This is a genomic window from Caldanaerovirga acetigignens (genome assembly GCF_900142995.1).
GTDB classification, from domain to species: Bacteria; Bacillota; Thermosediminibacteria; order Thermosediminibacterales; family Thermosediminibacteraceae; genus Fervidicola; species Fervidicola acetigignens.
This window is the reverse complement of the sequence record NZ_FRCR01000018.1, coordinates 15,686-30,735: the sequence shown is the minus strand read 5'-3', so window position 1 is coordinate 30,735 and position 15,050 is coordinate 15,686. Positions and strand designations below refer to the sequence as shown.

Annotated in this window: 12 protein-coding genes, 1 pseudogene and 1 CRISPR repeat array; of the genes and pseudogenes, 1 reads left to right on the top strand and 12 read right to left on the bottom strand. The window is 45.1% G+C overall.

Going from position 1 to position 15,050, the window contains the following annotated elements; all coding sequences use genetic code 11:
• Positions 1–295: 295 nt before the first annotated feature.
• Positions 296–787: direct repeats of the CRISPR family, unit length 30 nt; unit sequence GTTTTTAGCCTACCTATGAGGGATTGAAAC.
• 165 nt (positions 788–952) lie between these two features.
• From BUB66_RS12780 to BUB66_RS10800, 12 genes and pseudogenes are all read right to left on the bottom strand, one after another.
• Positions 953–1,264, bottom strand: a pseudogene (locus BUB66_RS12780) (IS110 family RNA-guided transposase); the annotation flags it as partial.
• Positions 1,228–2,361, bottom strand: coding sequence for an S-methyl thiohydantoin desulfurase family protein (locus tag BUB66_RS10845; protein ID WP_073258415.1), 1,134 nt, complete (start codon positions 2,359–2,361; stop codon positions 1,228–1,230). The gene BUB66_RS10845 and the pseudogene BUB66_RS12780, both read right to left, overlap by 37 nt.
• A gap of 8 nt (positions 2,362–2,369) precedes the next feature.
• A complete protein-coding gene (locus tag BUB66_RS10840; RefSeq protein ID WP_073258413.1) occupies positions 2,370–3,458 on the bottom strand; it encodes a M24 family metallopeptidase in 1,089 nt (362 codons plus the stop codon).
• Positions 3,459–3,710 (bottom strand): hypothetical protein, encoded by a 252-nt coding sequence (locus BUB66_RS10835; protein WP_073258411.1) that lies wholly within the window; start codon positions 3,708–3,710, stop codon positions 3,459–3,461.
• A complete protein-coding gene (locus tag BUB66_RS10830) occupies positions 3,700–4,881 on the bottom strand; it encodes an S-methyl thiohydantoin desulfurase family protein (protein ID WP_073258409.1) in 1,182 nt (393 codons plus the stop codon). The genes BUB66_RS10835 and BUB66_RS10830 overlap by 11 nt, the downstream gene beginning before the upstream one ends.
• 14 nt (positions 4,882–4,895) lie before the next feature.
• Positions 4,896–6,491, bottom strand: coding sequence for a hydantoinase/oxoprolinase N-terminal domain-containing protein (locus tag BUB66_RS10825; protein ID WP_073258407.1), 1,596 nt, complete (start codon positions 6,489–6,491; stop codon positions 4,896–4,898).
• An 11-nt stretch (positions 6,492–6,502) separates the two neighbouring features.
• Positions 6,503–7,276, bottom strand: a complete 774-nt coding sequence (locus BUB66_RS10820) for an aspartate/glutamate racemase family protein (RefSeq protein WP_073258406.1) — start codon at positions 7,274–7,276, stop codon at positions 6,503–6,505.
• A gap of 136 nt (positions 7,277–7,412) precedes the next feature.
• Positions 7,413–9,152 carry a hydantoinase B/oxoprolinase family protein gene (locus tag BUB66_RS10815; RefSeq protein ID WP_073258405.1) on the bottom strand — a complete coding sequence of 580 codons (1,740 nt, stop codon included), beginning with the start codon at positions 9,150–9,152 and terminating at the stop codon, positions 7,413–7,415.
• A 3-nt stretch (positions 9,153–9,155) separates the two neighbouring features.
• Positions 9,156–10,658 (bottom strand): hydantoinase/oxoprolinase family protein, encoded by a 1,503-nt coding sequence (locus BUB66_RS10810; RefSeq protein ID WP_198409449.1) that lies wholly within the window; start codon positions 10,656–10,658, stop codon positions 9,156–9,158.
• Complete coding sequence (locus BUB66_RS12415; protein ID WP_198409448.1) at positions 10,642–11,016, bottom strand: hydantoinase/oxoprolinase N-terminal domain-containing protein; 375 nt, start codon at positions 11,014–11,016, stop codon at positions 10,642–10,644. The genes BUB66_RS10810 and BUB66_RS12415 overlap by 17 nt, the downstream gene beginning before the upstream one ends.
• Positions 11,016–11,639 carry a cytosine permease gene (locus BUB66_RS10805; RefSeq protein ID WP_073258404.1) on the bottom strand — a complete coding sequence of 208 codons (624 nt, stop codon included), beginning with the start codon at positions 11,637–11,639 and terminating at the stop codon, positions 11,016–11,018. Before BUB66_RS10805 ends, BUB66_RS12415 begins: the two co-directional genes overlap by 1 nt.
• A 140-nt stretch (positions 11,640–11,779) precedes the next feature.
• On the bottom strand, positions 11,780–13,468 hold the full coding sequence (locus tag BUB66_RS10800) for a PucR family transcriptional regulator (protein WP_073258403.1): 1,689 nt from the start codon (positions 13,466–13,468) through the stop codon (positions 11,780–11,782).
• A gap of 251 nt (positions 13,469–13,719) precedes the next feature.
• Between BUB66_RS10800 and BUB66_RS10795 the strand changes: the two genes are divergently transcribed.
• Positions 13,720–15,021 carry a purine-cytosine permease family protein gene (locus BUB66_RS10795; RefSeq protein WP_073258402.1) on the top strand — a complete coding sequence of 434 codons (1,302 nt, stop codon included), beginning with the start codon at positions 13,720–13,722 and terminating at the stop codon, positions 15,019–15,021.
• The last annotated feature ends 29 nt before the right edge of the window (positions 15,022–15,050 follow it).

Below are 15,050 nucleotides of genomic sequence, written 5' to 3'. Positions count from 1 at the left end.
CAACTCCTTAGCGGCTTTAGTTTTGAAGGGCTGGTGCAACAACCATAAGGGGTTATTCTATCCTGCGTGCTTCCCTAAAAGGGAGCAACAATCTATGGTGCACCTGGTCGTTGTGGTCTGTCTACTTGTCGGGCTCGAGGCACCAAGGTAGTAGCGACCTGCCTTCACCAGCCGCGTACTGATTATATCATAAGGGCATTTTCATCTTCTGCTGGTGCCGCATTTGTTGCGGCATGGGGGTCTATAAGGGATTGAAACAGCATTTTTCGCAACGCCTCCATGTCAAAATTTTTACGTTTTTAGCCTACCTATAAGGGATTGAAACCCATACCAGACGTGGCCGAGGAGCCATGCCGGCAAGTTTTTAGCCTACCTATAAGGGATTGAAACCCGGTCTCCTTGTCCACATAGTCCGGGGTATATTCGTTTTTAGCCTACCTATAAGGGATTGAAACTAATCCATATCAAAAGCGATAAGTACTTTCTTTACGTTTTTAGCCTACCTATAAGGGATTGAAACTCTATTACATTCAGAGGAACGCCCATATCGGTCAGTGTTTTTAGCCTACCTATGAGGGATTGAAACAGGCTAATCTGCACATCTTAAACCACCTCCGCATATTGTTTTTAGCCTACCTATGAGGGATTGAAACGCAGGATGCTTGCCGGGTCCAGGTTGACCCTGTCCAGTTTTTAGCCTACCTATGAGGGATTGAAACTACAGCCGTCCTGCGCATCCTTGTATATGTCCTTCACTGTTTTTAGCCTACCTATGAGGGATTGAAACTCGTCACCAGCACATCGAGCACTCCGATAACTACCGACCGTTTTTAGCCTACCTATCCTGAAAATAATGTTCCGAAAAAAGGCAATAAAAAACTAAGCCCATATCCAACTGGAAAAATATGGGATAAAAAAATCTATATCGACGTAATGACAAAAACCTAAAAATCTAAGATGCTACCGTTTCGACCGTGACCTTCAAACCTAAAGATTCAAGCTTTTTCAAAGACTGCCGTATAACCATGTTGCGCCTTTTCTCTTCGTAATAATTGGGGCCCAGTTCAATATAAGGTTGCTTTCGCTTGAGAATATGGTAAACTATAGTCAGGATGCTGTGGGCCACCGCAACTGCTGCCCGGTTTGAACCTCTTCGGGCAGCGATGCGGTGGTATTGACTGGAAAGATAAGCTAAAAGGGCAAAGCTTGAAGCTTTGCCCTGTCGAATTATCCCACAAGTTTTTCCACTGGAACGTAATCTTCGTCATAGCCGAAATATTTTGGCCCGAAGGTCCTGATTCCCATTTCAGTCCTCATCTTCTCATCCGCAGGCACCACCACTATGGTTCCCCGATAGCCATATTTTACAATATCAGTCCTTATGGGCTCTCCGGTTTCCGAATCGAGGATGAGTATCAAATCCGGCGGGAGACACACGGTCTTACCGCTTATCTCGAGCCTCAACCATTCGTTTTGAAAATCCACGAAAGCCCTTTCACCCTTGTAGTCATCAAGCCCTTCTAAGGTCAACCTCCCCATGGAAAAGCCCTTTGTCTTTTCCGCGCCGAACTCCCTCGAAATATCCACTATCTTTCCTTTGAAGACCTTGTATCCCCCTACTATCTTAACGATTTCTTCAATGGGGTCCTCATGCAGCTTCCTCGACCTAAAGACGGCCTTGCCCAGCTCCCAGCTTTTAGAAATGGAATTGAAAATGGCCGCTTCTTTGAGCTGCTTACCTGTCATGGGATATCCTGCAATCCAGGATATTCCGCCATAAGCCATAGCAGCGTTCCTTATAATCCTTTCCGCCATTATGGCACTCGTAGTGTCAGCCACCGTCACAGCACCTTTTTCGTTCGCCGCCGCCGTCGGGGACGGCATGATGCCGTGGGTGTAAAAAGAAGTCATCTGGAGCTCCGGAAAGGCCCTGCCCATGCCGTCGGCATCCACAACAGGTATTCCAACTGCACCTGCCACCGCCATCGGGACGGGAGTATTTACCCCTCCCGCTTCCGGAGGTATAATGGCCTGGACTTCCTTCCCTAGATACCTCTTCAAACTCTCCAGGCACCATAGAACCTCCATTCCGTTCGGCGGTTTTTCCGTGAGAACGACGGGTGCGCCGAGGCACCCGGCAATTACTGCCAGTGCATCATCGGGAAAGTCCTTTGGGTCAATCAAAATTATATCCTTTCCCTCTTTCAGCACATTTAAAGCCCAAAGAAACCCTATTTCGGGATCTCCTCCCCCGCCCGTCGCCAGGATGGAAGCCCCAAGGGTTATCTCTTTTAGATCCTCCTCGCCAATAACCTTGTAATTTTCTATCCCCCAGCTCTTCAAAATATCGTATACTCCCATAAAATCACCTACCTTACTAACTCTCGGGGCGCATTCGTAAGGAGTTCGCAGCCGTCTTCCGTAACCAAAACCATATCTTCCACCCGGGCCGCCCCGATGCCCTCCACATAAACGCCGGGCTCTACGGTGATAACCATCCCCGGCTGTAAAACAGTCTTTCTTCCCACATCTACTATCGGCATTTCGTGAATGCTGAGCCCTAGGCCGTGACCCGTAAGGTGCGGGAAGTATTTTCCATATCCTTTTTCGGCAATGTAATCCCTTGCCGCCTTGTCCACATCCTCAGCCAAAACTCCTGGCCTTACGGTTTTTATGGCCCGTTTTTGCGCCTCGTATGCCACTTCGAAAAGGTTTTTTTGCTCATCGGAAATTCCGCCGAGAGAAAACGTCCTCGTTATATCCGAGCAATAGCCTGCGAATATGCACCCCATGTCAAAAAGGGAAAGCTCTCCCTTTTTCAGCTCTTTTGCCGAGGAAAACCTCTGGGGAAGCCACGCGTTTTCTCCCGACATAACAAAGGGTTCGAAGGAAAGCCCTTCCGCACCTTCCCTCATCATAACGTCCTGAGCAATAGCAGATACCTCGTATTCTTTCATTCCTTCTCTTACGCTTTCCATAGCCTTTATCATGGCCTTTTCCGCTATCTTTGCCGCCGCTTTTATTAGCTCTATTTCTTCCTTATCCTTAACCATTCTCATGTTTAAAAGGTCATTTTCTATGTTCAAAAGCTCCGCCTTTGTAACTTCCTTTATCAGATTCTCCCGTTCGACGCTCACCGACGAAAACTCCACTCCTACTGTCTTTACGTCCCTGCCTGACAGCAATTCCCTTAAAGGCGCAAGGTAGTTCGGATCATCTTCAGGAAATTTTCTTATATCCTTTATAAAACAGGTTTTTTTCACCCTGTTATAATCTAAGATAGCCGTCAGGAGGACTACGTCTCCTTTTTTTGAGACAAAAAGGATAGAAAAGGATGCGGCATTGAATCGCATCCCCGTAAAGTACCTGACATTGGCCCTATCTCCCAAAATAGCCGCATCCAGATTTTTTTCATTTAAAAGTTCAACCAATCTTTCTAATCTCTTTGCAAAATTCATTTAGATCCCCTCTAGTTCGCTTTCTTTTTCCGGATTTACCATGTATATCTTTTTTGGAACCCTCGATTCTAAGCTAGAATCCGTAGGCCCTGTAAGCTCAATCAATATCATATCCTGCGAAAGCTTCTCCAGCGCTTCCTCCAACCCCGGCAAATCTCCAAGCGCTTCAATTATTGCTTTCTTTTCGCTGTAGGGGTTTTCCTTCAAGAATTTTATCACGGCTTTTTCCGTATCGGTAAAATTACACGCCATCTTGCCACACCTCCTTGTTCAGTTCTTCCACCGGCACGTAATCAATGTCGTATCCGAAATACCTTGGCCCAAAGAGTTCGATACCTTTTGGTGTTCTCATCCTCTCATGAGCCGGAATCAATATTATCGAACCCCTGTATCCGTACTTCATTATATCCGTGCGGATAGGCTCTCCTGTCTCGGAATCCACAATTGCGATCAAATCCGGCGGAAGACATCTTATCCTGCCGTCTATCCTCAACACTAGCCACTCGTTTTGGAAGTCGATTTCCGCAACGCTTCCCTTGTAGTCGTCAAGGCCTTCCATCTTGATCCTTCCGAGGCTGAACCCTTTAGTCGCCTCACCGCCGAATTCTCTTGAAATGTCCACTATCTTCCCTTTGAAGACCCTAACGCCCGTCACGTTTCGGGTGGCCTTCAAGCTTTTCAACATCTCTTCTACCGGATCTAGGTGCTTTTCCCTTGCCCTGTATACGGCTTTGCCCAGCTCCCATGCTATGCTCTGGGAATTCAAAATGGAAGCCTCTTTTACCTGCTTGCCCGTCATGGGGTAAGTTGCAATCCAGGAAATTCCGCCATAGGCCATGGCAACCCGCCGGGCGATGTTTTCCGCCATCTTGTTGTCGTCGCCGGTATCGATTACCGTGACGTTGCCGCGGTCATCGCAGGAAACAGTAGGCGAAGCATTTACCCCATTGGTCACCCAGGAGGTCATCTGAAGCTCGGGGAAAGCCCGGTTCATCCCGTCCACGTCTATTACAGGCACTTCGAATTCCCCAGCCGCAGCGTACGCCACGGTGGAATTTACACCGCCGCACTCTATGGGAATGGTCGCCTGTAGCTTTTTGCCCCAGTACTGCTCCAGCTTCCTTATGGCATTATTGAGCACATCGGCTGATGGCGGTTTTTCGGTGAGCACCACCGGCGCTCCGAGACAGGCGGGGCTCGCCACCAGGATATCGTCGGGTATATCCATGGGATCTACCATAACTATGGTTTTCCCTTCGTCTAATACCTTATACGCCCAGAGCAGTCCTATCTCCGGATCACCGCCACCACCCGTAGCCAGGATGGAGGCCCCCAGCGTTATCTCCTTTATAGCTTGTTTGTCTATTACTTTGTAATTTTTCACGCCCCATTTTTCCAGCGTTTCGAAGACCTTATTCGACATTTTTTATGCCCCCTTTACTCGAAAATTTTTCCCTTGACCCTTACGCGGATTTTTTCGCGTTTGCCCGGCATGTAAGCGAAGGGGATCTCTTCGATATCGAGTATTTCCACGGTGCTGCGAATGGCTCCCGCCTTTTCGGCCTCATCCTTTGCCTTTTCTACAACCTTGCTTATAGCTTCGTCCCTGTCTTCGATTTCAAGGTCCGCTACGCCTTCTGCATAGGCCCCTATTTCAGCGATAGTCGTACCTATAGCGCCGCACACTTCAAAGTGAGGCGGCAATATTACCTCAGACACCCCCTCCAGATTCTCCTTCGGCACCACAGTAGCGCCGCCGCCGACGAATATGGCCTTAACGTTTCCTGCCACCGTCTTCATCTGGTCTATGGCAACTTCCAACCTGCTCTTTATTATGTTGTAAGCGGCCTCCACCAGACCTTTGTCCAATGCTTTAACCTTATCAATGCACGGTGCGAAATCCGTCTCGAAAATGTCAAGTTTCTTATCCAATATCCCTTTTGCCACTGCGATGTCATGGGTGGTGATCATAGGACCGCCGAAGGATTTGCCGAGCCTAACCAGATTGTAACCTACGCTTTCGGGGCCATAGCCTATAACTTCATTGCCCTTAGTCTTTACAATCGTTCCGCCGCCTAAAGCTATAGACATTAAGTCAGGGCATCTTATATTCGTCTTCACCCCACCTATCGTCACAGTAATTGAAGATTCCCTCGGGAACCCGTTCACTATAAATGCCACATCGGTGGAAGTCCCGCCTATATCTACCACCACGCCGCTATCTATGCCCGAAAGGTAAACCGCACCCCTTACGCTGGCCGCCGGTCCCGAAGCTACCGTAAATATAGGATAGTTAACGGCGTAATCTGCCGACATTACGGTGCCGTCGTTCTGAACTATGAAAAGCGGTGCATCTATGCCGCGCTCCCTCACGGCTTTTTTGAGGGCATCCACAGCCTTCCTCATGACGGTAATAACCGAGGCGTTCAAAATCGTGGAATTTTCCCTTTCTAAAAGGGATATGGAAGCGATGTGGTTCGAAAGGGTTATAGGTATATCCCCTAATTCTTCCCGGATTATTTCAGCAGCCCTTTCCTCCTGATCGGGGATCATCGGCGAAAAGACTCCGGTAATAGCAATAGAATCTACTTTGCCGGCGATCTTGCCGCAGGCCTTCCTTATAGCCTCTTCGTCCAGCGGAACGATGTCCCTGCCGTCGTACTCCTTACCGCCGCGGACTATAAAAATATTATCCGTCCCTCCGATAGCCTCTTTCAAATCTTCGGGCCAACCGGTAAGGGGAGGAATTGCAGTGGTGGCAGGTGCACCGAGTCTAAAAATTCCTACTTTGTTCAAGTTTCTCCTCTCTATTATCGCGTTGGTGGTGTGGGTGGTTCCAAGCGACACCAGGGCGATTTCCGATACATCGGCTTTTTTAGTCTTCAAAAGAGCATCAAGGGCATTTATAATCCCTGTTGTGACATCTTCGGTGGTAAGGGCTTTTGCCTTTGCCAAAACTTCCTTACCCCTCAGCATGACGCCATCGGTAAAAGTGCCTCCGACATCGAACCCTATTCTCACATCTTTTGCCATAATCCTTCCTCCTATCTTTCCCATAATCCTTTAATATTGTATTGTTCTTCCAATCCCCATTCCTTTATTTCAAAAAGCGGTGGGGTTTCAAAGCCGAATCTCTTGCTGTGGCCCCAGCCGAACCTTTCCTTTAGTTCTACCAAAAACTCTGCGTACTTAAAGGGAGCCACTATTGCATCTATCACCGGAACTTTCACGTACTCTTGAAGTTCTTTGTAAAACCCAAATTGAATAGTGCAGCCAAGGATGATAGCTTCTGCCCCATCTTTTTCCACCGCTTCCTTAGCAGCATTTTTTAGCCTTTCAACTGTTACCTTTTCATCGGCGTGAAAATCGTAAACCCCAAGGCCGAGGGATTTGAAGGATGCAAGTTTGTCCTTTAAGCCGTTTAGAATCACATTGTCCATCATTTGAGGTATCCACTTTTCCCTACCTACTATAATGGAAAACTTGTGCCCTAACGTCGCAGCTATGTGCATGCACGCTTCAGCAGGCGCCGTGACCACCATCTTTTCAGTTATCTCCCTCGCATCATGAAGCCCCGGATCGTAAAAGCATCCGATTATCGCCGCATCGTATCCTTCGTTTTCCGCTTTTTTAATAAGATGTAGCGTATCTGGGATTACTAACGCTTCATAGTACCTGTACTCCAGGTGTCTTGGGCCTTTCTGCAGAGAAACTACCTTTACTTCGGTCTCTGGTCTTTTTATCTCATTCAGCATTTCCTCTATGGGCTTGTCGAAAATGTCGGTACCCACGGGATTTATCCATAGGATTTTGGGCATAATACCACTCCTTTCACTTTTCAGCTTTAAGGTGAAAATACAAAAAAGTTGAGCTTTATTCAATGTTCGTTAAAGCCAAAAAAACGGGCTTCCTTTATCCTGACTGGACAAACCGGAAGCCCATTTTGCTCAGTTCTTATACAGCTTTCATCTTTTGCCTCAATTTTTGCGTTTCATCCATATTCACAGACAGCGCGCCTTCTTTTTCTTCTATGACTACGCCATATACCTTTAAGGCCTTTTCTGGCGTTATGTATTCATTTTTAACATCCTCTAGAACCATCATTGGATCTCTTTCTATAGGATTTCCGTAACCGCCTCCTCCACCCGATATAAATCTAACTAAATCATTTTTCTTAAGCGGAAAGTTAGAAAATGTGGCCCGCTCTACTATATCGCCGTTAGTAAAAACTTGAACCTTGTTGTTAGAACCTGGGCTTCCGCCGTTTACCCCCCACGGCAGATACCTGTATCTGCTGGCAATTGTGGTTAGCTCCGCATTAGAATTCAAAATTCTGTAATCTCTTATTAAGCCAAATCCTCCCCTATACTTTCCATCTCCACTTGCCAAATTAAAACTATATTGTTCCACCAATATTGGGTAGCGAGTCTCCGCAACTTCAACCGGCATGTTGTATGTCTCCCCATCGTCTATCGCCACAAGTCCGTTTTCCCCATCCTTATTTATCCCAGCTCCCCATCCGCCGGCCTGAGGTTCACAGAGCACAAAGGGTTCCTTCGTCCTATCGTCTATTCCTCCGACAATAGTGCCTATGATGCTCAGGAAATGTCCCGCCGTTATTCTATCTGGTGCATGGGGTGCTAATGCTTTCGCCACAAGATCCGTAAGATGCGAAAAAGCCTCCCAGTTGCAGGATACTGGTGCCGGCCTTACTGCCGAAAAGACTGTTCCATCAGGAACAATGACTTTCAGAGGTTTATAAAACCCTTCGTTTGCTTCGGCATGCGGGCAGACAATCGCCCTGTACACGACTCTTGCAGCGGAATATGCTCCATACTTAGTGCAGTTTATCGGAGCGGGTACCTGGCTGCCTGAACCGGTCAAATCTATTATGAAACTATCGTCGGTTATCGTAACTTTTGCCTTTACATATACATCTTCTATCCCGTTTGACTCTGTATCAATGTACCCATCAGCTTCGAAGGTACCATGGGGGAGCTTCTTTAACTCCTGTTTTGCAAGTTTTTCACCGTTTTCCATCATCAGCCGAATGCTCTCTAAAACTGCATCCCTTCCGTACCTTTCCACAAGCTCCAAAACTCTTCTTTCCGCAACTCTCAATGATGCAGTCTGAGCATAAAGATCTCCCAGAGTCATCTCCGGAGTTCTGACGTTCGCTTCAATCATATCCTTTATTGCTTCATTCAATTTCCCTTCTTCATACACTTTTATGATAGGAAATTGCAACCCTTCCTGATATATTTCCGTTGAATTGGTGGACCAGCTCCCCAAAGATTTTCCTCCAATTTCATTCCAGTGACCTTTATTTGCCGCAAAAGCTATTATTTCACCTTTGTAGAAAATGGGCATTACAGCAGATACATCGCAAAGGTGGGTACCGCTCCCGTTATAGGGATCATTAGTGAGTATAATATCGCCGGGTTTCAAGCCGTCGTATCCAAACTTTTCAATGACTGACTTTACAGAATAGGTAATTGTTCCGAGAAAGCCGGTTACACCGTTCGCTTGAGCAATTAGGTCTCCATTTGCATCTGTAAGTCCTGCCGCATAGTCTAATACTTCGTAAATGATGGGGCTCTGACTCGTCCTGCCCCAGCTTATAAACATCTCTTCTGCAGCAGCGATGAGTCCATCTCCTATATTCTCCAAAGTGAATCTATCTACATTGCCCATTTTCTATACCCCCTCTATAACAAGGTTGCCGTAGTCGTCTACAAATAACCTCTGCTCTGGGTAAAGAACCGTCACGGTAGTCTCTTCCTCTATGATGGCGGGACCTTTTATTTCACTGCCGGTCCCCAACTTTTCCCTCAAATATACGGCAACCTCTATCTTTCCGTATTCGTCGTAGTCCACCACTTTCTTGCACCTTAGAGCATCGTCCGGCTTTCCCTTTACTTCGTAGGGCTTAATTTCAGCCTTTTTTACACTTCCGAATGCTGTGACGTGAAAGTTTACAAATTCAATTGGCGCATTCGGCAGCCTGAATGCATAATACTGTTCATGGAGGTTTTCGAAATTCTCTCTTATTATCTCTAGATCCTTGCTACCAGAAATGAACGGCACTACCGGAGTTCTCACGGTATGCTCCTGCCCCACATATCTTATATCCGCCGATTTTACGATGTATACGTCTTCTTGTTTTACTCCATGGTTCGTGTAGAGTTCATAAGCTTTACTTACCATATCTTCGTATATTTCGTTCATAAAACTGATATTACCCTCATCTGCCCTGATGATCTTCGTCTGTATGAAGTCTTGCCTTAGATCAGTCATCAACATTCCCCAGGCAGAAAACACCGCCGGGTACCTAGGTATCACTATCTTTTTTACTTTAAGCTCCTTTCCTAAAGCAGGACCATGAATCGCTCCGTTGCCGCCCATTGCCACCATCACGAACTCTCTTGGATCATAACCCCTTCTGACAGATACCAGTTTTAACGCGTTCATCATGTTGTTGTTCGCGATTCTTATGATCCCCCTCGCAGCTTCTTCCACCGAAATTTTATAATAATCTGCTATCTTTTTAACCGCTTCATAAGATTTTCTTATATCTATCCTGAATTTTCCTCCAAGAAATCTTTCGGGATCTATTCTCCCCGCTATCATATTTGCATCGGTAAGTGTAGGTTCCATATTGCCCTTTCCATAGCAGGCTGGCCCCGGATCAGCACCCGCACTCTGCGGGCCAACTTTAAGATTCCCCACAGAATCAATCCAGGCTATACTTCCTCCGCCAGCTCCGATTTCTATAATGTCGACAATCGGTGCTTTTATAGGATAACCGGGGTAAATAGGGGTTTGTTCAAGCCTGTAATCTGTTGTAATCCTAACTTCATTGTCGTATACCAGCGATGTCTTTGCAGTTGTCCCACCGATATCGAAGGTGATTATGTTCTTTTCGCCAATTATCTTCCCAAGTTCGTTTGCACCTATAACTCCGCCTACAGGGCCGGATTCTATAATATTTATGGGATTTACCTTTACCATCTCAAATGTCGCAGAACCGCCATTGGATTGCATTGCATACGGCTCAATTTTCAATCCCTTTTCCTTCATTCTTCCCTTTAAGCTGTCCAAATACTTGGAAGTCACCGGCTTTACATAAGCATTAAATACGGTGGTATTAGTTCTTTCGTATTCCCTCCATTCCTTCGTCACTTCAGAAGAAATGCTCACTAAATCTATACATGCGAGGCACGAAGGGCCTGGGTTTGGTGTAATAGTAGTTGTAAAGGTCAGTCCGGTTTGCCCTCCCGATTTCTAACACATCCCTAAATCCCTTAGTCGTAATTAGAGCAGTTTTTGCCCCTTTTCTTTCCGTCAAAGCATTTATCACTATCGTGCTGCCATGCACTATGTATCTTGCATCTTCTAGGAGGATGCCACCTTTTTCTATGGCCTCCATAACTCCGTCCGCAAAATTTTTCGGCGTGCTAGACGCCTTCGTAACGGTAATCTCCCCTGTCTCCTCATCCATCGCGACATAATCGGTAAAAGTGCCGCCAATGTCTATGGCAATTCTATAACTCAACACTATAACCCCCTTATTCCTTCAATTTTTTTCGCCTTTCTCCACTTTAGAGGAGTGAATTGATCAGGCATTACACATGTCTTTAGATACATAAGAACATAGTACAAAATCCCACTTACCAAATAGCTTTGCACAGCGGGTATACCCCATGGCCTGACATACTGAGTATAATAGCCAACGGCTATCCCGACTATCATGGCGATGGTGGCAACCCAATTCCATCCCTTCCTATCTTCCCAAGTTTTGTCGTGTATGAAAACGTAATCCGCCAGCAGAATCGAGCCTATTGCGGGATAAGAAAGGGCTGTGAGGTACAGGAAGTCCTGAAATTTATTTAATATTCCCATCAGAGCAACCACCAATGCAACGACTGTTCCTATAGCCGTTAAATACTTTCTGTGCCTGTTAGTCTTCATGTTCAGCATGTTGCAGAGGGCAAGCCCCATAGAATAATCATTAACCAATTGCGAAGTCCATTGAGCCAACCACAATATCAAGAAGCCCCACCAGCCAAATCCGAGTTGCTGCATCAACGCAACTATGTCGTAGGTTCCCCTGCCAACGCCCATCACTGCACCCATTATGAACAACATAAAACCGACTACGACAACCCCAGCAGGTACCAAAAAAGCGTCCCTGGCCCTAGGCCTGCAAAATCTCTTTCAATAATTTTTTTGTCTAGGAATATATAGGAGGGTCGAATAAAATTCAATATTTCTGTACAACAAAAAAAAGGAGACATATTGTCTCCTACAAACAAAGCCTATTATGGAAGCATCTTCATGACTTTAACCAAAAGGTGATAATAAAGCCTCATCTGAGGGTCTTCCAATACGTTTTCCCCCATTATCTCCTTAATCTTTTTCAGGCGGTACTTTACCGTATTCGGATGGGCAAATAGTCTTTTTGCTGTCTCTTTTACACTGCAATTGCTATCTAAAAAAGCCTCTAACGTGGAAATTAAGCTTGCATTTTTGCTTTCATCATAATCATAAAGTTTTTGTAAACATTTGTCTTTGAACACATCTTCTTTTCTTTCAGGAATCGTTATAAACTTGTAAATTCCAAGGTCATCGTAGTAGTGTATCTTCCCTTTCCCAAAGAGTTTTGCTCCTACATCTTTTGCGAAAAGTGCTTCCGCATAAGCCCTTTTTAGTTCAGTTAGATTTTCTATAAGGGAGCTAATCCCAATCGTGAGCGAGATGGTCGGATATTTTGATGAAAAACCTTCAAATATTTTTCGGAAAAAATCGCCGAGTTCTCTTTTATGCCTATCCGTCAAATATTCTCTTTGGGTGAAACCCGCAACTAAAACGCAGGCATCGCTTTGTTGCACGAAAAGGACTATCTTATTTTTTACCTTTGAATTTCTACTAGCTTCCTGAACTGCCTTTTTTAAATCCATTTTCACTTTCTGTATGTGCTCTTCGCCTTTTTCATAATTCTCTCGATAGTACTTTTCGAAATCATCTATATCGACTATGATTACGAAATTCTTATCGAATAGGTTCAAACCTAAGGTCTTTGCCCTTTTATTCATTAGTTCTCCTGAAATATATCTCCCGTTTATCACGTCATCAAAAAAATCTGATTTCAATCGCTGCTCTGTTTCTAAAATTGCCCTATTTTTCATTATATCCATTTTTAACGCCATTATCGTCCCAGGAAGCGCAACTTCAAACAGCTTTCTTTCATACTCACTCAATTTTCCCCTCTTTATAATTAAAAGATAGTGATTTTCGCCCCCCGATTCCACAGGAACTAATGCCACATCATGATCTTCATCATACGATGCCACTTTAAACTTCAAATTCCCACTTTCTGGCATATTTTCGACTAAATTTTTCGCCCAATCCAATATTTTATCGATCTTCTTTTCTAACGAGCTTTTATCGCTGTTTCTAAAAACAGCCTCTATAAGGACAAAGTCTTCGTCTAAGAATAATACGGTCTTATTTGTTATCGAAGAAAGCTTTTCAATTATCTCAGAAGCTCCCCCATTACTTAGCAGAATATTGTTCATCGTATCATTAATTTCCTGAGCTCTCTTAAGCTCTTGCTCTTTTTTGCTGAGCAGTAATTCATATACTTTTTTTATAATTATCGAATAAGGTACTTTTCTGTCTATTATGAATAATGGAAAATTTATTTCGTCCGCAAACCTCATAAGTAATTCTAAATTAATTGACAACTTCCCGCTCCCCGGATGGAGCATTATACATGCAGCACCACCCCTTTCTAATCCCTCCAACAGCTTAAGCCTCTCTTCATCGTTCCTGCAAGTGTAAAACGTCGTAAGTATCATTTCGCCGCCGCATAGCCATTCATAACAGTCAGGTATTTCAAGGACGCTAACCGACTCTATCAGCCTGTTTTCACCTCTCTGACCGGCCATCCAATATATTCCTTCATCCTTCAGCACATTATAAGCTTCCCTTACAGTTACCCCCTCCATGCTACCTTCCTACCTTTCTTGTCTATTTGAGATAATAGTTTAACACATTTTTATCTTGAAGTGTCAATGTTTTTTTGGGCCAACTAGGAGGGAATAGTGTAAATTTGTTTAATTTTAAACTTCATATCTTAGATTATTTTAATAATTCACAGCTTTAATTATATAAAGGAGGTGCTTAAATGACTACTTTTTAAATTCTTTAAATAACTTTCTTAAATATCTTTAAATTACAAAAAGGAGGTTGAATTCGAGTGGAATATCAAAAATCCCAAATCAATGTCGAAGAAGAGTACACTCAAAAGCCCATACCCGAATCAATGAAAAAACACTGGTTCTACGCTGCCAGCGTATATATCGGGATGTGCGCTGTTTTAGCGTGCAGCATGGCAGGCGGCGGGCTGATTTACGGACTCAACCTTTCACAAGCCATCTGGGCAATGCTGCTCGGACTTCTCGCTTTGCTTCTTTTCTTCTACATCCCACTCGGCAAAATAGGTGCAGAGCAAGGCATCAATACTTACCTCATAGGCGAATGTGCCTTTGGCGAAAAGGGTAGCAACATCGCCACTTCCTTCATAGTAACCGCAATCCCATGTATAGCGTGGTACGGAATAGAAGTGGAAATAGCAACTCAGGCCCTCGCCGCGGTAATACCAATGAGCAAGGCGGTCTTTAACATTCTTACGGTCATATTTGGCATCGTCTTTGCCATCCCAGCAATGTACGGGATTCTTTCAATGGCGTGGCTTAACTGGGTTAGCCTTCCCATAATGCTCTACATCATCGTATTCGGTGTCGGAAAAGCCATCCTCCAATCGGGAATAGGCGGTCTTTTGGCATATAACCCGACGCAAAATATGGGTCTATTTTGGGGCATCAACATGCAGATAGGAATGATTGCGGTAGGATGTTCTTTCGTCGCTGACTATACGAGGTGGATAAAGAACAGGTGGAGCAATGTAGCCTATTCGGGAATAATCGGACTTTTCCCAGCAACGACGATCCTCACCACCGCAGGGATGATAATGGCCCTTTCCGCTACAAGCCTGGGCGTAAAGGAACCGTGGAACATAGTGGAGGTTATGATAAAACTAGGGATGCCGGCTATGGCGCTGGTATTCGTCTTTTTGCTCCAGTGGACTACGTGCATAACCGCCGCTTACAGCTCCGGGCTTGCATTAAACAAGGTTTTCGGAAAAAGCAGGTTTTATCTTACACTCATATCCGCCATCTTGGGCACCATACTTGCGATATCCGGCATAGTAAGCTACTTTTTGAATTTCGTGTCCATCCTCGCTTCATGGGTGGCTCCCATAAGCAGCGTAATCATAACCGAATACTTCTTTGTCTCCAAGCGAAATTTCGTGCGCAAGAAAGGAGTCTACTGGCCTGGTGTAATTTCCGCACTGATAGGCGGATTTATAGCGTGGAAGAGCAAATTCTTCGTGCCGGCCTTAAACGGAATGATCATAAGCGGCATCATTTACTACGGCTACCACAGGATCTTAGGCCTTACCGCTGCTAAAGAAAAAAATCTCACAACAGAAACTTAAAATAGGGTGCAACAAAGCGTTGCACCCTT

Bases quoted from the DNA above. Each gene is read 5' to 3' on its own strand.
- BUB66_RS10835 (WP_073258411.1), bottom strand. From the start codon at position 3,710: ATGGCGTGTAATTTTACCGATACGGAAAAAGCCGTGATAAAATTCTTG.
- BUB66_RS10800 (WP_073258403.1), bottom strand. From the start codon at position 13,468: ATGGAGGGGGTAACTGTAAGGGAAGCTTATAATGTGCTGAAGGATGAA.
- BUB66_RS10820 (WP_073258406.1), bottom strand. From the start codon at position 7,276: ATGCCCAAAATCCTATGGATAAATCCCGTGGGTACCGACATTTTCGAC.
- BUB66_RS10845 (WP_073258415.1), bottom strand. From the start codon at position 2,361: ATGGGAGTATACGATATTTTGAAGAGCTGGGGGATAGAAAATTACAAG.
- BUB66_RS10825 (WP_073258407.1), bottom strand. From the start codon at position 6,491: ATGGCAAAAGATGTGAGAATAGGGTTCGATGTCGGAGGCACTTTTACC.
- BUB66_RS10815 (WP_073258405.1), bottom strand. From the start codon at position 9,152: ATGGGCAATGTAGATAGATTCACTTTGGAGAATATAGGAGATGGACTC.
- BUB66_RS10830 (WP_073258409.1), bottom strand. From the start codon at position 4,881: ATGTCGAATAAGGTCTTCGAAACGCTGGAAAAATGGGGCGTGAAAAAT.
- BUB66_RS10840 (WP_073258413.1), bottom strand. From the start codon at position 3,458: ATGAATTTTGCAAAGAGATTAGAAAGATTGGTTGAACTTTTAAATGAA.